This window comes from Halobellus rarus, from assembly GCF_024494595.1.
Classification (GTDB): domain Archaea; phylum Halobacteriota; class Halobacteria; order Halobacteriales; family Haloferacaceae; genus Haloquadratum; species Haloquadratum rarum.
The window spans coordinates 46,808-65,912 of sequence record NZ_JANHDI010000006.1; the positions used below are offsets into that span (position 1 = coordinate 46,808).

The 19,105-nt window shown below is 63.1% G+C and carries 16 protein-coding genes; 3 read left to right on the forward strand and 13 right to left on the reverse strand.

Translation table 11 applies throughout. The features are described from left to right. Nucleotides 1-38: 38 nt before the first annotated feature. From NO876_RS07180 to NO876_RS07190, 3 genes are all read right to left on the reverse strand, one after another. On the reverse strand, nt 39-773 hold the full coding sequence (locus NO876_RS07180) for a universal stress protein (RefSeq protein WP_256421006.1): 735 nt from the start codon (nt 771-773) through the stop codon (nt 39-41). A gap of 2 nt (nt 774-775) precedes the next feature. Then, nucleotides 776-2,206 carry an APC family permease gene (locus NO876_RS07185; protein ID WP_256421007.1) on the reverse strand — a complete coding sequence of 477 codons (1,431 nt, stop codon included), beginning with the start codon at nt 2,204-2,206 and terminating at the stop codon, nt 776-778. Between the two features lie 316 nt (nt 2,207-2,522). After that, nucleotides 2,523-4,148, reverse strand: coding sequence for a potassium channel family protein (locus NO876_RS07190; RefSeq protein WP_256421009.1), 1,626 nt, complete (start codon nt 4,146-4,148; stop codon nt 2,523-2,525). A 296-nt stretch (nt 4,149-4,444) separates the two neighbouring features. Between NO876_RS07190 and NO876_RS07195 the strand changes: the two genes are divergently transcribed. Both NO876_RS07195 and NO876_RS07200 read left to right on the forward strand, forming a co-directional pair. Beyond that, on the forward strand, nt 4,445-4,864 hold the full coding sequence (locus NO876_RS07195; protein WP_256421010.1) for a universal stress protein: 420 nt from the start codon (nt 4,445-4,447) through the stop codon (nt 4,862-4,864). A gap of 185 nt (nt 4,865-5,049) precedes the next feature. Continuing rightward, entirely contained in the window at nt 5,050-6,069 is a 1,020-nt protein-coding gene (locus NO876_RS07200) for a DHH family phosphoesterase (protein ID WP_256421011.1), read from the forward strand. Between the two features lie 275 nt (nt 6,070-6,344). Here the strand turns inward: NO876_RS07200 and NO876_RS07205 are convergent, their stop codons facing one another. The 8 genes from NO876_RS07205 to NO876_RS07240 all read right to left on the reverse strand — a co-directional run bounded on the left by NO876_RS07205 (nt 6,345) and on the right by NO876_RS07240 (nt 16,558). Beyond that, nucleotides 6,345-7,088 carry a universal stress protein gene (locus NO876_RS07205; RefSeq protein WP_256421012.1) on the reverse strand — a complete coding sequence of 248 codons (744 nt, stop codon included), beginning with the start codon at nt 7,086-7,088 and terminating at the stop codon, nt 6,345-6,347. A 421-nt stretch (nt 7,089-7,509) separates the two neighbouring features. Further along, on the reverse strand, nt 7,510-9,513 hold the full coding sequence (locus NO876_RS07210; RefSeq protein WP_256421013.1) for an SLC13 family permease: 2,004 nt from the start codon (nt 9,511-9,513) through the stop codon (nt 7,510-7,512). Nucleotides 9,514-9,841: 328 nt separating this feature from the next. Further along, entirely contained in the window at nt 9,842-10,909 is a 1,068-nt protein-coding gene (locus tag NO876_RS07215) for a pyridoxal-phosphate dependent enzyme (protein WP_256421014.1), read from the reverse strand. A 348-nt stretch (nt 10,910-11,257) separates the two neighbouring features. Continuing rightward, on the reverse strand, nt 11,258-11,527 hold the full coding sequence (locus NO876_RS07220) for an SHOCT domain-containing protein (RefSeq protein ID WP_256421015.1): 270 nt from the start codon (nt 11,525-11,527) through the stop codon (nt 11,258-11,260). A gap of 57 nt (nt 11,528-11,584) precedes the next feature. Next, nucleotides 11,585-11,905 (reverse strand): hypothetical protein, encoded by a 321-nt coding sequence (locus NO876_RS07225; protein WP_256421016.1) that lies wholly within the window; start codon nt 11,903-11,905, stop codon nt 11,585-11,587. A 229-nt stretch (nt 11,906-12,134) separates the two neighbouring features. Continuing rightward, nucleotides 12,135-13,562, reverse strand: coding sequence for a multicopper oxidase family protein (locus NO876_RS07230; protein ID WP_256421017.1), 1,428 nt, complete (start codon nt 13,560-13,562; stop codon nt 12,135-12,137). Next, on the reverse strand, nt 13,552-14,700 hold the full coding sequence (locus NO876_RS07235; RefSeq protein WP_256421018.1) for an MBL fold metallo-hydrolase: 1,149 nt from the start codon (nt 14,698-14,700) through the stop codon (nt 13,552-13,554). The genes NO876_RS07230 and NO876_RS07235 overlap by 11 nt, the downstream gene beginning before the upstream one ends. 73 nt (nt 14,701-14,773) lie before the next feature. Continuing rightward, a complete protein-coding gene (locus tag NO876_RS07240; RefSeq protein ID WP_256421019.1) occupies nt 14,774-16,558 on the reverse strand; it encodes a bifunctional metallophosphatase/5'-nucleotidase in 1,785 nt (594 codons plus the stop codon). Between the two features lie 302 nt (nt 16,559-16,860). On the opposite strand from NO876_RS07240, the gene NO876_RS07245 reads away from it, so the two are divergent. Beyond that, nucleotides 16,861-17,646, forward strand: a complete 786-nt coding sequence (locus tag NO876_RS07245; RefSeq protein WP_256421021.1) for a sulfite exporter TauE/SafE family protein — start codon at nt 16,861-16,863, stop codon at nt 17,644-17,646. 106 nt (nt 17,647-17,752) lie between these two features. On the opposite strand, the gene NO876_RS07250 is transcribed toward NO876_RS07245, so the two are convergent. Continuing rightward, nucleotides 17,753-18,109: a four-helix bundle copper-binding protein gene (locus tag NO876_RS07250; RefSeq protein WP_256421022.1), complete on the reverse strand. Its 357-nt coding sequence runs from the start codon at nt 18,107-18,109 to the stop codon at nt 17,753-17,755. A 227-nt stretch (nt 18,110-18,336) separates the two neighbouring features. Next, the gene (locus NO876_RS07255; RefSeq protein WP_256421023.1) at nt 18,337-18,930 is read right to left on the reverse strand and encodes a helix-turn-helix transcriptional regulator; all 594 of its coding nucleotides are present in this window, start codon (nt 18,928-18,930) and stop codon (nt 18,337-18,339) included. Nucleotides 18,931-19,105 lie beyond the last annotated feature (175 nt).

Consider the following 19,105-nt stretch of genomic DNA (forward strand, 5'->3'; position numbering starts at 1 on the left):
CCCGTACCCGATACGGAGAGTTATGAGGGGATTTCACCTCATCCCTCTTCCTCGTTGAGAGTGGATTCGCGTTGCACGACAAAAACGGGGCCGAGGAACCGGTCGGCAACCTGATCGGCAGGCATACCGAAGACGAACGTCGATAACGACGGATCAGTTTCACCCATAACGACGGTATCGAACGTGTCGGCCGTCTCGATGATCGCATCGAGTGCTTCCTGATCACGGTCGATACGCGTCTCGATTCTCGAGGCGTCTATGCCCTGCTCCTCCAGCCGATTCACCATCCCCTCCAGGAGTGTCCCGACGTCCTCGTCCGTCTCGTCCGGCCCGGCGACGTGGTACAGCGTCACCGACGCGTCCGTCTCCCCGAACAGACCTGCGACGACGCGCGCCAGGCGGTCGACCCCCACGGCACCACGAACGGCGACGAGCACGTCCTCGACCGGCCCGGTGGCGTTCGGAACGAGCACGGCCCTACAGTCGTGCTCGGTCGTCATCCGGTCGATCGTCTTCTGGCCGTCGTGGGTGAACACGAGTCGCCGCTCGACGGTGGCGCCCGCCGCCTCGAATATCGTCTCGTACTCGTCGAGCCGCTCCCCGGCTCGGTCCTCGAACTGCATCTGCGCCTGTCCGGGCGCCGTCTGCTCCGGGATGACGTGATATCCCAACAGGACGACGTGGGCGTGCGCGAGGAGTTCGGGAACCCCCTCGGGGACCGATTCGCCTTCGAGCACGCGAATCGGGACGAGTATCGATGGTCGGTCCGTCATGGTTAGATATCCCCCTTGAGTGTGACGTCCCCAGCGTAATAACGGTACCACAGGTACGACACGAGCATGACCAGGATGCCGATCCCTATCGACGCGGGCTGCATGAAGGCGATCAGTCCGAAGCTCGCCAGCGCACCCACGGCTGGAACCACTGGATAGCCCGGGACCCGGTAACTGGGCGAGTACCACTCCGGATTCCGCCGCCGCAACACGATCAGGGCGACGCACATCAGCCCGTACATGATCAGGTGGAGGAACGAGGCGACCTCCGCGAGCAGTTCGACCTGGCCGGTCGCGACGAGAACCAGAATCGGGCCACCGGCGGCGAGGAGCGCGACGTGTGGCGTGCCGTACCTGAGGTTCACCTCGCTCGCTTTCCGTGGGAGCAGGGCGTCGCGGCTCAGAGCGTACACCGCCCGCGAGGCGCTGAGAATCGACGCGTTCGCACTCGAGAAGGTCGCCAACAGCCCGGCACCCAGGATCGCGACCGCGCCGGGTAGCCCGAGGAAGTCCCGGGCCACTTCCACCATCGCCGTCTCCCCGAACTGTCCCAACCGGTCGGCACCGAAGGCGCTGGTCGCGACGAAGATCGTCACGACGTAAAAGACGGTGACGATCAGGACCGACCCGACCATCGCCAGCGGGAGGTTCCGTCCCGGCTGTTTGATCTCGCCGGCAACGGTCGCGACCTGGGCGAACCCCAGATACGACGTGAACACGAGCGCCGCGGTCGTCAACACCGGAAAGTAGCCCCTGGAAAAGAACTGCTCCGGAACGGATCCCCCACCGAACACGCCCACGGCGTCGAGGACGCCGTACGAGAGAAAGCCCGTGAGCACCACGAGGAGAACCCCCACCACCACGTTCTGGATCTTCGCGGTGTTCTCGGTGCCGCCGATACTCAATGCCGTCAGTGCGGCGCCGAACAACAGTCCGATCCCGATGACGGGACTGAACGGGAGCGCGACACCGAGTTCGGCGAAGACGGCGCTCGCGTAGTGGCCGAGCCCGACGAGATAGAACGCGGAGGCGAACATTAGGCCCAGCCACAGCCCCAGGCCGACGATCGCCCCGTAGGCCGTCCCCATTCCCCGCGAGATGAAGTAGTAGCCGCCCCCGCTCCGGGGCATCGCCGTGGCGAGTTCGGAGGTCGGCAGCGCCACGAGCAACGCGATCAGTCCCCCGATTGCAAACGAAAGGGTGGCAGCCAGCCCCGCGTTATCCGCCGCCAGTCCCGGGAAGACGAAGATCCCCGCCCCGATCATCGTCCCGATCCCGATCGCCAGCCCGCCGACCAGCCCGATGGTCCGTTCGAGCTCGACGTCGTCGTCGTGGACGGTTGTGTCGTCAGTGACGGCTTCTGGCTCCTCGACGGGTGTCTCGCCGGCAACGTTTTGACCCCCTGGCTCGACGTCGACGGGCCGTTCGGTCATACGACAAGGGTAGTTTCAGCTGTCAAATAAAACCGCCGACCGGTTTCACGGCCTCCTTTACGGGCGAGACAGCTCGAACCCCCAATCAATCACCCGATCGGCGAGGAGGACATCGAGGAACTGATCGCCGAGAGCCTGTTCGATCCGGCGGCGACGAGCCGAATCGTCATTCTCTGGATCCTCACGCCGTCGCTCTCGGTCGTCGGCTCGTACCTCCTCTCCGGCCTCCTGCTGTGAGCCGACCTCCCGACCGGTTCTCCACGTGAGCTGGAGAACTCCCGGACGCCCGGCCCATCGTCAGCCGGCCGAAGACCAGTTACACGAACTCGGCCTGGAACCGGGTGATGTTTTCGTCGGTCCCGGCGACCACGAGTTCGTCCCCGGATTCAACCACGAACGAGGCCTCGGGATTGGTGATCACGCTCCCGTTCCGTTCGGCGGCGACGACGGTACATCCGGTCCGGTTACGGATGTCCGCGTCAGCGAGCGATTCGCCAGCAGCACCCGGAGCCGTCGTCCGGATGAGTCTCAGCTGCGTCCCGGTGGAGAGGATCTCCTCACCGAGCACGATCGACGCGAGCATCCGCCCGCTCACGGCCGCGAACGACAGCACGTAGTCCGCGCCGGCGCGATACAGCTTCGACACGCTTTCGTGCTCGTTCGCTCGGGCGATGATCTCAATCCCGGGATTTAGTTCACGAATCGCAAACGTCGCGAAGATCGCCGTCGTATCGTCCGGCAACGCGAGCACGACGGTACCGGCGTCCGTGATTCCCGCCTCGCGGAGGACGTCTCGGTCCGTCGCATCGCCGACCACGTCGATGGACGGGCGGTCCGCGAGGTCGATGGTCGTGTACGCGACCCCGGCACTGGTGAGTGCGCTCGTGACGGCCCGTCCGACGATACCCGTCCCCGCGACGACGACGTCTCCCCGCCGGTGACGTCCCTCCGAAAGGGTCATCTCCTTCAGTCGGTCGAGTTCCACCTCTCTGCCGGTCGCAACGAGAACACTTCGGGCATCGAACCGGGCATCCGGTGGGGGTGGACTCTGGAAATCCCCCCGGATCCACACCCCAATGATAGCTGCTCCCGTCCGTTCGAAGACGCCGCTGTCCGCGATGGTCTGGCCGATCAGTTCGCTCCCGTTCTGGAGGGGGAACTCCGCGATGTCGAAGCCCTCGTCGATCTCGACGGCCTCGGTGGCCTCCGGATCGAATGTGCCGACGGCTTTGCTCGCGAGTTGCCCCCCCATAATTCGCCTGGGCGAGAGCACGTGGTCGGCCCCCGCGTACCGGTGATAGTCCGCGGTGGTCGGGTCCTCGGTCAGGCTGATCGTCCGTACGTCAGGATTGGCCTCCAGCGCGGAGAGGAGGACGCTCGGGTTCGTCTCGTCGTCGACGTTCGCGATCAGCGCGTCGGCGTGCTCCAGCCGGGCCGAGCGGAGTGTCGCGTCTGACTCGGGGTCTCCGAAGATCACGGTGTAACCCGAGGTGTACAGGTCGTTCGCGACTTCCCGGTCGTCCTCGATGATGACGTACTCGACGCCTCGCTCGGTGAGTTCGTCGATGAGGACCTCTTCACGAGGCCCGTAGTTACAGAGCACGACGTGATCATCGATCCCACGAACCGACGAGGGGGCGTTGGATCGGAACGCGTCCTCGAAGAGGGGCACGACGAGTACCGGGAGCGCAGCGAAGATGAGCACGAGCCCCGAGAGAGCCATCAGAGAGACGAGGTAGTTCATCTGGGGGCTCGACCAGGGGGCGTCCCCCCCGTAGCCCACAGTGGTGACCGTCTGGACGACGACTTCGATCGATCGATACAGCGGCTGCGGCCGCCCCTCCCACGTGGCCATCCCGTAGTTGTAGAGGACCACGAACCCGGAGAGCACGCTGACGACGATAACGAGGTAATAGATACTGAGACGTGTTCGCCGGTTCATACTAACCAGCATTAGGTGTCAAAACCATAATATTCACTCCAGAGTGACGAGTCCTCGGATAGCGCCAGACACCGGCAGAGATCACACCGGTCGCGGAACCAGTGAGAGATTTCGGTCGAGAGGGGCACCCTTACCCGTGGACTGCTAAACTCGGGATCGCCCGCTCGGAATTAATGAGTACCTGATATCTCTCCCAACGTGTGGGATATAGCGCGCGGGTGCAGCAGAAACAATACAACCCGTAAATCCGAACGAGCGACCTGCCGTTTTATTCAGCTCACGTCCGTACTCATCGTATGATCTCACGAATTCTCGTACCGATGGACGACTCGGAGATGGCTCAGCGAGCGCTCGAGTACGCCCTCGAGAACCATCCTGACGCGGAGATCACCGTCTTGCACGTCGTGGGCGGACCGTCACCGTGGGGGGGCGAAGCCACGGGACTCGCTCTCGAGGTGGATCTCGAAGGGGCCGCCGAGGAGCGCGCGAAGGAGGTCTCCGATGGTGCCCGGGAACTCGCTGCCGAGTACGATGTCGACATCACCACCGAGGTTCAACTGGGGCATCCGGCCCGGGCGATTTTGAACCGGGCCGATGACTTCGATGCGATCGTAATCGGAAGCCACGGCGGCTCGTTGGCCGATCGGCTGGTCGTCGGGAACGTCGCCCAGAAAGTGTTCCGCCGGTCGCCCATTCCCGTAATCGTTGCTCGGTGAGTGGCTTTCACTGACAACGCTGGAAAGACGGGACCGGACACAGCTAACGGTGTATGAGTGGCAGTATTACACCATCTGCTCTAACTCGATCCAACTCTGTAGACCGTCCCGTATGAATGACATACGTATCAGCTGCGCTTACATATCCTGTACTGTAACTGTATAGAGATCGTAGATGTGGGGAGATGAGCCACGCACAACAACTTCACCAACTTCTCGGGGAGGGCAGCAAGATCAACATCGTCTGCCACAATAACCCAGACCCGGACTGCCTCGCGAGCGCACTCGCATTGGGCCGGATCGCGGCTGCGGCTGGGATCGACGAACAGCAGATCCTCTACAGCGGCGATATCTCCCACCAGCAGAACCGGGCATTCGTCAATCTCCTCGATATCGACCTCCGACCGTTCGAACCCACGGTCGTCCAGAACCGCCAACCGGACTCGTTACTCGCATTCGTCGATCACTCCACCCCGGGCGAGAACAACACGGTTCCCCCGGAGACGAACGTAGATATCGTGATCGACCATCATCCCGCCGAGGAGATTGACGCCCGGTTCGTCGATCATCGTGAGGAGCTGGGTGCCGCTGCGACGATTCTTACGGAGTACGTGCGCGCTCTCGACGTCGATCTGGACGCGGATCTTGCGACGGCACTCCTGTTCGCCATCCGTTCGGATACTCTCGACTTTCTCCGCGGAGCGACCAACGAGGAGTATGATGCGGCTGGGTACCTTCACGAGTACGCGGATCAAGAGATGATCCGGCAACTGTCAACCCCGTCAGTTTCTGGGGGGACTCTTGACGCCATCTCCACCGCGATCGACAATCGACGAATAAACGGCGCGGTACTCGTCTCTCACGTCGGTCGGACGACCGAGCGAGATGCGCTTCCCCAAGCCGTCGATTATCTTGTGAGATTAGAGGGCGTTCAAACCGCCATCGTCTTCGGACTCGTCAACGACGCTATTCACCTCAGCGCTCGGTCACCAGACGCGCGGGTGAACGTCGGTAATATACTGAACGAGGCGTTCGACGATGTCGGGAGTGGCGGTGGTCATCACGACGTCGCGGGCGGTGAAATCCCGCTCGGTATCTTTGCTGACTACACGTCCGACGACGCCCAGTTGCTCGATATGATCGAACAGATCATCACCGCACGCCTTTTCGCGGAACTCAATCTCTCCGAAGAGGCAGCGGAGTAACACGTACCACCACGCGTCCCGGCACGGGTGTTATCGTGGTCGGTGACACGCTGCTGACTCTATGTCTGTATGCGGGATACCTCGCTGAATGCTCTGTATCGGTCACCGCGCTTCTGACAGGGTTTGATGACCTGATCCGGCTACTGCTGCACGCACCGCGCGAATGCAGTACGAACTGCGGGCAGCTATCACGAGAGGCGGTAGATGCAGAAGAACAAGGTACTGCGCGGCTACTCGGCCTCCCACGCTCTTTCACGCGCGGTTTGCCGGAGCACTCACTCGGTGTCAGTCTCCTCGGCATCGTCCAGTTCCCCGTGCTGGATCACGAACACCGGGCCCAGGAACTGCTTGGCGACCTGGTCTGCGGTCATCCCGAACAGGAAGGTCGTCACTGATGGGTCGGATTCCCCCATCACGACCGCGTCGTAGTTGTCGGAAGTATCGACGATCATCTCTTGCGGAGAGCCCTCCCGCGAGATTTGGATATCGATCGCGTCCGAGGAGACCCCATCCTCTGAGAGCCGAGTCGCAACCCCGTCGAGCAGCGTCTCCATGTCCGCGTCAGTTTCGTCCTCGCCAGCGACGTGATAGAGTGTCACGTCGACGTCGACCGTCGCGAACAGCCCCGCAACCAAGCGAGCAAACCGGTCGACGCCGATGACCCCGCGGATCGCGACGAGTACGTTCTCCACCGGTCTCGTCGCGTTTGGAATCAGTACCGCGAGGCAGTCACGCTCGTCTGTCACCCGATCGATCGTCGTCTGCCCGTCGTGAGTGAACACGAGCTGGGATTCGACCGTCGCCCCCGCGTGTTCGAGTATCGCCGAGAAATCGTCGAGACGGCGGTTGGCCTGATCTTCGAACTGATATCGCGCCTGATCGGTCGCGGTCTGGTCCGGCACGACGTGGTAGCCAAGCAGGACGACGTGTGCGTTCGTAAGGAGTTCGGGAATACCCTCCGGAATTGATTCCCCCTCGAGAACACGTAACGGGACTAAGATGCTAGGTTTGTCGGGCATTGTCTGAACTTCCAGTCGAGTCTGAACTGGCTGGTCGAAAATCGATTCGCGCTGACAATAAAGCCAGTGCATAACCGTCTAGTACGGGTATTCAGACGAGCGTAATCCGGGTCTGAAACCTTCTATGTAGTCGGTTGGAGGTACACTGTGCAGGTAAACGCTCGACAGGAATCGAGGTGCCTCTTCAACTGTGCGAGATCCCCGAGGAGGCTCGCCGGCTACCCATCAGAATGACGACACACCTTTTCAACCCGGTCGGCATCGCCATATGTTTCACCGGTCTGTTCGCCTGGTTGAGCGAGTCGGAGCCGACTCCGTGTCGACGTCGATACTCCTCGGCGCGTGTGCACCGGGCATCCATCGCCGGCGCAGACAACGCAGATACTGTCTCGACGCCTTTTGGCTCCCGGATCCGTCGGCACTACAGTCCCCAGAAGTACGCGATGCCAGCCGTCGTGACGACGGTCAGGATGAGTTGGAGCGGCGCGCCGACGCGCGCGAAGTCGGTGAACTTGTACCCGCCTGGGCCGTAGACCATGAGGTTCGTCTGGTAGCCGACAGGGGTCAGTAGCGGCGTGCTGGCCGCGAAGGTCACGGCCATTGCGAACGCGAAGGGGTTGGCGCCGAGTTGGCTCGCGACTCCGACTCCGATCGGTAACATCAACACGACGCTGGCGGAGTTGCTGACCATCTCCGTGATGATCGCGGTGCCGAGGTAGAACAGCCCCAGGACCGCGATCACCGGAAGGAGGACGCTGACGGAAACGATGAGGTCGGCGATGAGGTCCGCCGTGCCCGAGGCCTCGACTGCGATGCCGAGCGGGATGACCCCCGCCACCATAAAGATCACTTCCCAGTCGATGGCTTCGTATGCGTCCTCGGGCGTGAGGATGCCCGTGAAGAACATCGCCGCGACGCCCGTTAGCGCACTCACCATGAGCGTGAGGACGTCGAGTGCCGCGAGTCCGAGGGCGCCGGCGAGGATCCCCAGCGCGATGGGAATCTTCGATCGGTCGAACTCCTCCCACCTGTCCTCGCCCGCGATGGCGACGTTCGTGTCCCGCGCGATGCGATCGAGCACTTGGTCGGACGCCTGGACGAGGATGACGTCGCCGGCCTGCAACCGCACCTCCCGGAGGCGCTGGCGGATCACCTCGTCGCCGCGCCGGAGCGCCAGGACTGTCACGTCGTAGTCGCGCTCGAAGTCTGTGACACCGCTGCGCCGACTCGACCAGGGCCCTGGCAATAGCACGACTTCGGTAAGCTCGATCTCCTCGTCGGAGGTCTCCTCCGTCTCGTCGCCGTCCTCCTCCGTGTCTTCGCTCGACGCCTCGTCCTCGGCGGGAGAGCCACTGTGCTCTGTGTCAAGCGACTCCCAGCCGTGACGCTGTGGTGAGAAGCCGGGCGGGAGGGGCGCATCGTCCTCTGTGGCCGCCTCCATGACCTCTGGTAACAGCTGCAGGTGACCCTGCTCGATGACCTCCTGGAGGGTTTCCTGGTCGGCCCTGACGGAGAGGACGTCGCCGGCCTGGATACGTTCCGAGCCGAGTCCGTGAGCGAGCGTCCGGTTGCCGCGAACGATCTGGAACACGTCGAGATCGAGGTCCTCCTCGCCCAGTTCCCCGACCCGGGAACCGACGAGCGGCGAGTCCTCCATGACGACGACGTCGGTGAGGTAGTCGGTCATACCGAACGCGTCGGTGGGCGACCCCGCCGGCTCGATCCGTGCCGGTGTGAGGTATCGACCGACGGTGAGCAGGTACACGATCCCCACGAGCAGGACGATTGCACCCAGGTGCGTGAACTCGAGCAGCGCGAACGGCTGTGCGTCGGGACCGCCCACTTGGACCCACACCTCGCTCGCCAGGAGGTTCGTTATCGTCCCGACGACGGTGAGCATACCGCCGAGCATCGACGCGAACGACAGTGGTATCAGAAGCTTCGAGGGCGACGTCTTCGTCTGTCGAGCGAGGTTCATTATCGCGGGTATCAACACGGCGACGACCGAGACGTTGCTGACGACCCCGCCCGGCGGCCCGGAGAGCGTGACCGTGGCGAGCAACTGCCGGAACTCGTTGTCCCCGGCGAACGCGATCAGCTTCCGCGTGAGGATCTGGATGACGCCGGTCCGTCGGACGCCTTCGCTCAGGACGAACATCGCCAGGACGGTGAGCGTCGCGGGGTTCGAGAACCCCGAGACGGCCTGCTCCGGCGACACGCCGGTCCACTCGCCGAGGAGGACGAGCGCGACCACCAGGCCGACCGCGGTGGCGTCGATCGGAACCGGCTGGGTGACGAAGAGGACGAAGACGACGGCGATGATCACCAGTACAACGGCCACGTCGAGCGAGACCGGCAACTCCACCGGGAGTCCCTGGAGGAGTGTCGGCGTCGCCAGTGCGAGAGTGTGCAGTCCGTTCGTCACGACTCGATTACGTGTGGATCCTCGTGGCGCATATATAGAAGTACGGTTCGCCGCTCTGTCGCCGAACGCCGGTGGCGTCCATCGATACGGTGGGGCACGTGGCGTGGGAACTGCTCTGTGACTGTTCGTCGAAACTCCCCGTAGAGATGTGTGCGATTCGACTCTGCTCCCGGTTGACGGGAGCGAACGCGCAGCCAAACCCGCCCCTCATTCAGATCGATAGACCCAGAAACGAATGGGCGTTCTGTGAGGGGGTATATTCGATATTCAGCGACCAGTTCTATCGATCTCTGGGGCTTTCAAAAGCGCCGATCGGTTTTGCGCTGCGTCAGTGTGCAGCAAGTACGGCGTCGAGTAACTCCGGCAGCTCCGTCCGACTCGTCTGCTCGGTGTCGACCGACTCATTTCCGGTCCCGAGCTCTTTGAATCCCGTCCCGGTCGGCACGACCACCGCGGACTCATCAGAAGCGACCTCGCCGCGCTCGGACAGACGCGTGAGCCCCGCTAACGGTGTCGCGGCCGCCGGCTCGACACAGAACCCACCATCGACAGCGAACCGCCGTTGAGCGCTCTGAATCTCTGCATCGCTAACTGACACGACGGCCCCGTCGGTTTCACGGACCGCCGCGAGCGCACGAGTGCCACTTGGGGGATCCGGATTTCCGATCGAGTGGGCGATTGTCTCCCCTGTTTCGTCGGGCGAGAGGGCCGTTGGCTCCGTCGCCCCCGTTTCGAATGCTTGCGTTATCGGATCGGCGGTGGCGGTCTGGACAAGATACAGCCGCGGGGGCTCCTCCAGCAGCCCGAGTGTCTCGAGATCACGGAGCCCACGCCAGACCCCCGACGCAAACCCCCCAGAACTCGTCGGCAGCACGATCGCATCAGGTGTGTCCGGGGCGAGTGATTCGTAGATCTCGAACACGACCGTTTTGTACCCGCTGATGCGAGCCGGCGCATCGCTGACGAGAACCGAAATCGGGAGCGATTCCGAGAGTGCTATCCCATCGGCGTACAGGGCCCCGTAGTCGCCGCTGACTTGCACAATCGTCGGCTCATACTGCGCGATAAGCTCCAGGCGGGCCGACGGGATCTCGTCGGGGACCAACACGATACACGCTCGGCCGAGGCTGGTTGCGTGGGCGGCGGTGCTGACCGCCATATTTCCGTACGAGATCGTACCGATGACATCGGTGCCTGTCTCAATGGCGTGTGGAACCGCCACAGCACTGCCGCGATCCTTATACGCCCCGGTCGGGTTTTCGCTCTCGTCTTTGACGTACACTCGGCACCCGGCAGCGTCGTCGAGTGCGTGACTTCTGATGAGCGGCGTCCGTCCCGCGGCTTGCGCGACGCCGGTGGGTTGCTCGACCGGAAGCAGCGCTTCGTAGCGCCACATACTCTCGATATCCGGACAGTCTGACCAGGCAAAATCGGTACTGGGCGTGTCGAACCAGAGTGGTTCACCGCACGCACATCGGACTCGCGTTTCGTCGTCGTAGCGTTCCCCACACCGGAAACAGACCAAAGAAGAACTCATCACGTGTTTTTACAGCACTCACTCCGAGATATATCTTCTTTGCTCGAAGAGTCTCATCGAGGCGATTTCAGCCGAATGGGGCGAACAAAGCCAGAAAACGGACGGAAACCCGGAATTCTGTGATTGTGCTGCCGTGTCGCTCCCCCTAATATTTCTCCCACTCAGGATGATAGCATAGTTTTAATGACACAGTCAGGTTCGAAATCTTCAGCACTGTTCACCGTTCCCGCCGGATCCTTGGTCGAAGAGCGCATAGACGAGGTAGAGCGGGACGGCGATGAGGAGCCCCATCCAGAGGAGTCCCCAGAGCCCCATCGCTCCGCCGAAGAGGCCCCAGCCGCTCCCGCCCATCATACCGCCGCCGTAGCTCCCACTACCGTGGGCAGCAGCCATTCCAGTCGCCGCGACCAGCAGCGGGACGGCGAGGATCACGAGTCGACGAGCCGTGCGTCCGATGTGAGTGGTGAGTTGCGTCATTGTCTTGCGTTGGTGAACCGCGGTGTTCTGTCGAAGCGATCGAAACGGTCAGGGCCGTCAGCAGTGGCCCTGCCCGTACATCCCGCCGTGGTACCTGTCGTCAGCCCCGTCGTGATATTCCTCGTCAGCCATATCCCGAGCCATCTCGTCGACGGTCACGCCCGTATGCGACCCCATCCACTCGACGCTACCAGGGCCCATGTGTTCGGTCATCTGTGCCTCCATCCAAGTGGCCCATTCATCTGCGGTGGTATCGTCCGCGGGCGCGTCGTCAGCGGCCGTTTCGTCGCCGTGTGCGCTGACCACGGGGGCGGCGAACGCGAGTCCGACAATCGCGAGGGCCACGAGCAGCCAGCGGCCGAGTGTGAAGTTGGTCATCGTCTTTCTCCTCGGTTACTCGTAGGACTGCTCGGGAGTTATCCACGTGGGTGTGAATTCACACAGGAGAACGTTCGAGAACGTTTATAATGCGATCTAAACGTTTTTCAGGAGTAGAATCGTTCATCCGGCTCGAATTCGTCGGATTGGCACGCAACCTTCCTCCCGAGACAGCACCGAGACCACACGAACGACGGTATGAGCGATCCGAAACAGGTCCTCGACCGAGTCACTCGACGTATCTCACGACACGCGCCATCCCGGCATCGAGATGGTACAGGTTGTGACAGTGGAACAACCACCGACCGGGGTTGTCGGCGTGGAAGTCGATCGTTACCTGCCCTCTCCGTCCGGGGACGATGACCGTGTCTCTGATCGCGTCGCCGACTTGGAAGAAGTGACCGTGAAGGTGCATCGGGTGAACGACCGGGCTCTGATTGGTCATCCGAATTCGGACGTGTTCCCCGGGCCGAATCCGGAGCGGGTCGGCGTCCGGGTAGGCCTGCCCGTCTATCGTCCACGTGTAGGACTGGCCTCTGCCGCGTGAGAGCGTCAGATCGAACGTTCGATCCGGCTCCCCACTCACCCCGTCGAGCGAGGAGATCGCCTGCAAGTCCCCGTACTGCAGCCGGTTACTGGCCGACGACGGGCGCTGTGGGCCCTCCCCGTCCGCTGACTCGTACTCGACGACGGCTCTAGCTGGTGGTTCGTTTCCATCGAGCGCATCCGCTTGAAGGGCCCACGTGCCCGGGTTCGTCGCCTCGATCACGACGTCGTAGCGCTCACCGGCCCCGAAGACGAACGAGTCCACGTCGACGGGTTCGACAGGGCGCCCATCGGCGTGGGTCACCGTCATCTCGTGGCCGGCGATGCGGACACCGAAGACGGTCGCGCTGGCGGCGTTCACGAACCGGAGGCGCACCCGCTCCCCTTCTGCCACTTCGAACCTCGGTGGATCCTCTGGAAGCCGACCGTTGATCAGGAGACCCTCGTACGACGGCCGAACGTCTCCCATCATCCCGCCTCCCCCACCCATTCCACCGCCGCCCATTCCCCCGTCCGAGGGAAGTTTCGGCTCCCCGGGGAGGTAATCGTCGATCACGACGACGTACTCGCGGTCGTACTCGACGTGTGGGTCACGTTCTTCCACGATCAGTGGGCCGAGCAATCCACGGTCGAGCTGGAGCCCGACGTGACTGTGGTAGAAGTACGTCCCTGCGGGTTCGGCGCGGAACGTGTACGTGAACGTATCGCCGGAAGCGACCGGGTCTTGCGTTACGTTCGGCACGCCATCCATCGGATTTGCGACAGGAACTCCGTGCCAGTGAATCGTCGTCTCCGCTCGGAGGTCGTTGGTCAGGTCGACGCTGAGTACGTCCCCTTCCTGGACGCGTAGCTCCGGTCCCGGAAATTGACCCTCGTACATCCAGTTGGTCGTCGACGTCTCGGGTGCCGGTCGGATGGTTCCGGACGCCGCGGTGAGGCTGACGGAGGTATCTGGCTCGACCGAGACGGTCGAGCGCGGCGTCACCTCGCGATCCCCACCACCGTCGGTACCCGGTAGCTGACCGGCACAGCCCGCGAGCGCGCCGAGAGTGGTCGCCCCCGTCAGCTGGAGGAGACTGCGACGGGAGAGCGGGCGCTGGTTACGCGGCACAGTTGTTCGGCCCCAGTTCGAGCTCAGTCGCCTCGTTCTCGTCGTCGACCATGTCTTTGCCGGTGTTGATAGCGATGACTGACTCGTAGTTCGGGGGCTTCTCCGGGGCGTCCTCGGTCAGGCGCTCGACGAACGCTTCGCGGTCCAGCCCGAGGAAGTCGAGTTCTTCGCGGAGATCCCCGAGCCGAGCTTCGAGGGGTTCGCCCGGCGAGCCGTTCTCGTAGCGGCCGTCGCTCGTGACGGTGAGGTGGCCCGGCAGGATCGTCGTGTCGTCCGGGAGGTCGAGAACCGTCTCGTGGAGCGAGTCGTACAGCAGTTCCGCCCCGCGCGAGGCGTCCTCCTCGCCGAACTGGAGTTCCGTCCGTCCGACGGAGTCGACGAACAGCGTGTCGCCCGTCAACAGGAGTTCGCCGTCGACGAGGTAGTTCACCATCTCCGAAGTGTGGCCGGGCGTGTGCAGCACCTCGATCTCGACGTCGCCGACGTCGACGACGTCTCCATCCGATAGCGGCTCGTACTCGTACTCGACACCGCGCTCGCTGGCGGCGTCGCCGAGGTGGTAGGGCACGCCGACCTCTTCGGCGAGCGCCGAACCGCCCGAGATGTGGTCGGCGTGGACGTGCGTATCGAGCACACGCGAAATGGAGAGGCCAGCGTCCTGGGCGGCGACTTTGAACTGGTCGGTCTGTCTGGTCGCATCGACCACGGCGGCCTCCTCCGCCTCCTTCGAGCCGACGACGTAGCCGAGACAGCCCTTCGCTCGGCGCTGGACCTGCCGCACGACGAGGTCGTCGCCGGACGTCTCGATGGGGACGACCTCGTAGAGTTTGCTCCACCCCTCCATCCCGCTAGTGACGACCGAGACGTCGTCGTAGCCGTGTTCTTCGAGGTCGAACGCGAACGGCGTCGACGATATACCGCTCCCGCAGATCGCGACGACCGGCCCCCCGTCGACCAGTGCGTTCACCTCGTTCAGTTGGTCCTCGCTCAACCCCTCGTCGGGGTCGTACGGAACGTTCTCCGCGTCGCGCACGTGCCAGGCCTCGTAGCTGTCTTCGGGACGCACGTCGATGAGCGTGAACTGTTCGTCGGCGTCGAGCTGCTCCGCGAGTCGTTCCGCAGTGATGTTCTTGACCATCGTATCTCACCTGTGTCGTGTGGTGTCCTTCGAGATCGTCGCTCGACGCAGCTGTCGCGTGCGCCGTCGCCCCCTAGCGCGTTCGATTACGCCCTTCTTCGGGGAAAGCGTTCCCGCGCGGAATCAGAGCCGTCTCGCAGTACGCCTCGCCGTCCGCGTAGTCGACGCCCGGCTGGATGAACGGATACGGTCCGTCCGCGGGCGTGTTCTGGGCTCGACCGCCGTCGTCGGCGGTCTCGATCAGCCCCATCACCTCGTAGTCGACCGGCGAATGCTCTTCGAGGTATCCGACGATGACGTCGACCGGTATCGTCCCGTCCTCGACCTCGACGTCCCTGAACGGGAACCCGCAGTTGCCGAGGTCGCGTTCGGGATCACCGGGCCGGCGGAACGTCGCCACCGAGTACGTCTCCTCCGGGTCGATCGTCTCGCCGTCGATTCGCATCTCGACGAGGCGACGGCCGCGCTTGGCCGTCGGGTCGACGGTCACCTCGACGTTCGAGGAGAAGTTCCGGACTCGACCGTCCTCCTGGTCGTAGGGGTACGGCGTGAAGTTGTCCTCGAGGAACTCCTCCATGTGGCTCGTGAGTTGCTGGCCGTAGGCGACACCGCGGGCGACGGGCGCCGTCATCGGGAAGAACGTGTATAGCTCTCCGAGCGTGACCTCTCCGGGTGGGATGGCAGTCCCGTACCGGAACCCGTGCGAGACGGCGAGGTCCGTGTCGAAGTGCGCCTGCAGTGCGTCGTTGAACAGCGTGTTCCACGCGCTCTCGAGGAACGACTGCCGGTAGAGCGGTTCTTCTGTCCGGCCGACGACCGTATCCAGCGGACGGTCGAGCGTGCCGGCCCCCCGCTCGAACCCCGGGTCGTCCTCGAAGAAGGGCGCACGCGCGGCTTCGACTGTCTCCGCCGCATCGGCGTCCGGTTCCGGCGTGTGCTCGCCGTCCTCGGTCAGACAGTAGAGGTGGTGACGGAACTGTATCTCCCCGTCCCGAACGCGGAGGTCCACGCGGCCGAGTGCCTCGCCCATCCCGGACTCGACGACGACCGTCTCTGTCTCCTCGATAACGACCGGGTCGTAGGTGTACTCGTGGGTGTGCGCGCTGAACATCACGTCCACGCTCGCACAGTCCTTGGCGGCTTGGACCATCCACGGGAGGCCGATCTCGGTGACCGCGACCACGACGTCCGCGCCGTCCTCGCGGGCGGCCTGTGCGGACGCTTCGAGGAGTGCGGGGTGCTTGCCGAAGCGGTACTTCCCCTCGGAGAACGCGGGTGCCATCCGATCGACGTAGACGTTCGTCATCCCGACGACGCCCACGGAGAGTCCGCCGACCTCGAGGAGACGGTACGCGTCGTACAACCGCTCGTCGGTCTCCCAGTCGTAGAGGTTGTTCGCGAGAACCGGGGCGTCGAGACCGTCCATCAGTTCCACGAAGTTGCCGTCCTCGGCGGCCTCGTTCGAGTAGTCCCAGTTCCCCGGGACGTAGATGTCGGGCGCGACGTGTTCGTTGATGGGATCGAGCATCGCTCGCCCGTCGGTGTAGGTGGTTACGGCGGAGCCGTGGAACGTGTCCCCACTCATAAGCGTACAGACGTCGTGGTCCCCGCGGAGTTCGGCTAGTTTGGCCGCGAGCAGGGAAACCCCGCCGCCGCGCTCGACGACGCGGTCGTCGTCTCCGAAGTCGAAGTCCGGCGCCGACGTCGGGTTGTCGTAGTAGACCTGGTAGCGTTGCGTCAGCTGCCCGTGGAGGTCGCTGACGTGAGCGAAGACTGCGTCGGTGTCATCATCGCCGTCTCCGACAGGGGCGCCGCCGAGGGACCGCCACTCGCCGATATCCGTTTTATGCTCGTTCATCGTGATGTGACTGTCGTTACAGACATCGAACGTTCGGAATGTCCGGGTATAGTTATTCAGACGATACACAAATATCGAAGCGCGCGAGCCCAGCGATCACAACTTACTGTCAATGTCACAGAGGCCGGCCCCGGCGGCGGCGTCAGTGTGGAGCACGGAACGTGTGAACCGGTTTTTGTCTCAGATACGAACTGCATTTAAGCTTCACTTACTGCTTCAGGGTTGAGAATTACAATACAAGGTACAGTCGAAGTATTGCGCATTCAGATGCGTACTCTACCGGGGGAATGGAGGCGGTATCGATGACGAGCGACTGGGTGACGACGGGGTTGTCCGCGGTCGTCATCCTCGTCGCGGCCGCCGTTCACGGTATCGCCGGGTTCGGCTTCGCGCAGGTGTCGATGGGCATACTGCCGCTGTTTCGGTCGCCCTCGAGCGCGTCGATCATCTTCACGGCAACGGCGGTGGTGGCCAACGCCCGCGTCTGGTGGAGCGTCCGGGACGCGTTCGACTGGCGCATTTGGATCGTTCCCGTCGGCGGACTCGTCGTCGGGATGCCGCTCGGTATCTACGTGTTCAGTGGGCTCGACGCGGCACAGATGCGCGTCGCCATCGGGGGGGTTCTCGTGTTAGCGGTCATCGTCGTCGGCGCGACCCAGCAACTCGATGTCGTCACGGACTGGATCGAGGAGAATGACTACCGGCCGGGGAAGATAATTGGCGCGACGGCCGGGTTGCTCGCGGGGATTCTCGGCGGCGCCGTCGCCGTCCCCGGCCCGCCGATGATCGTCTACGGGGCATTCATGTCGGCGAGCGGGTTCTGGAGCGGCGAGGAGATGAAGGCCACGTTCACCGCCTTCTTCGGGACGCTCATGCTGTATCGCCTCGGGAGTCTCACCTACACGGGGGACGTGACGACGCCGCTGATGATCGAGGCTGCCGTCGCTATTCCGATGGTGTTCCTCGGTGCCTGGATCGGCGTGTACATCTTCGACCACATCCCCGAGCGCATCTTCCAGTGGGTCGTGCTGGCGCTGCTGACCGTGAACGCGTTCGTCCTGCTGTTCACGTCGGTTCCGGAACTCTAAGCGTGTTCAGCAGTTCTCTGTAGAGGGTTCCGGCCTCTCGTGACACCGGTTGGAACCAAAAGACAGCACCGCAGCGACGCCGATTCGTGTGCTATTCGGACGTTGGTCAGGTGCTCATCATGTTGCGACAGCTCTCGGCGCATTCTGTGAGGACCCCGGCACAGACCTGGCAGTGCTGGGCATCGTGGCGCTCACATTCTCCGGCACACTCCTCGCAGGCGCTGGCACAGGCTTCGGCCAATTGCGCGCTATAGTTGGAGTCGCGAGCCATAAATCGGGCGTGCAGCGACGTGAGGTCTGCGACGTCGCGACAGAGCCGAGCACACTCTTCCATCTCCTCGTCGCCGAGGCACTCGTCGGCACACCACTCACAGACCGCAGCGGCTTCGTTGCAGATCTCGATGCACTCGCGCTCTTCCTCGCTCAGATGATCGATCTTGGAGACTGTTTCGGTAAGGGACATAACACCTCACCGTACGAGGCCCCTCTAATTCATTGGCCTGCTTGCCCTTGCAGGGCCATACTATCGTAGCGTTTTCGCGTCGTCGCTCACGCGATCGCACGCCGGCGTGCGATCGGGTGTGCAATCAGTTGCAAACGCTACGATATGTCTGATCGCCAGAAGGCGTCGAAGCGTGCGGGCACCCACGAACACGGTTCCAAACAGGTCTGGATCTGCAGTACCGATTGTTACTCCGCTTGGTTCTGCTGCAAATCGTCGCTCGGATAGATGCGATACGTCCGCCCCTGGCGCTCGCGGTACAGGAGGCCGCGCTTCTCGAGCGCGCTCACCGTCTGACTGACCTTGCTCTTCGAGAAGTCCGACCGATCCCTGAGTTCGATCTGTGTGATACCGGGCGAGGAGAGGACCGGTTCGAGGATCCGGCGCTCGTCGTCCGGTAGGAGGTCTAATACGCGAGCCTGTGGCTGAGCCTCCGGATTGATGTCCCCTGCTGATTGGGTGTCCCCCTCCGGCGGTTCGACACTCTCAGAATCGGTCAGACGTTCCATCTCGTTCTGTGGGCGGTCGGTTACGTCTGTGCTACTGAGGTCGTCCCGAACCACGAGGTATCCGCCACCGATGACAGCCGAAACGAGGATGGTCCCGAGGACGTACCAGAGCGGATTCGTTCCGTGGACCGCTCCCATCGACGTGCCCATCATCGATCCCATCTGATCGAAGGCCCGCTGTTGCTGGTACGCTTGCCAGCTGAGCACACCGCCGACGACGAGGACGACAGCGACCAGGCCACCGACCACTGTATCGGCTCGCCGTCGGTTCATCTCCCCCACCTCGATCCGCCGAGACACTTGCTCATACAGGAGCGTTTGCGAGACATCGCTGTACCAGTTTTGGTTGGCCAACGCAATACACGGGGCGGCCTGGCCGCGAAACGCGAGCTATACGAGGGGCCTCGCCGGATCACGCGAACAGCGACCTGAGGTGTGTCTCCGGTGA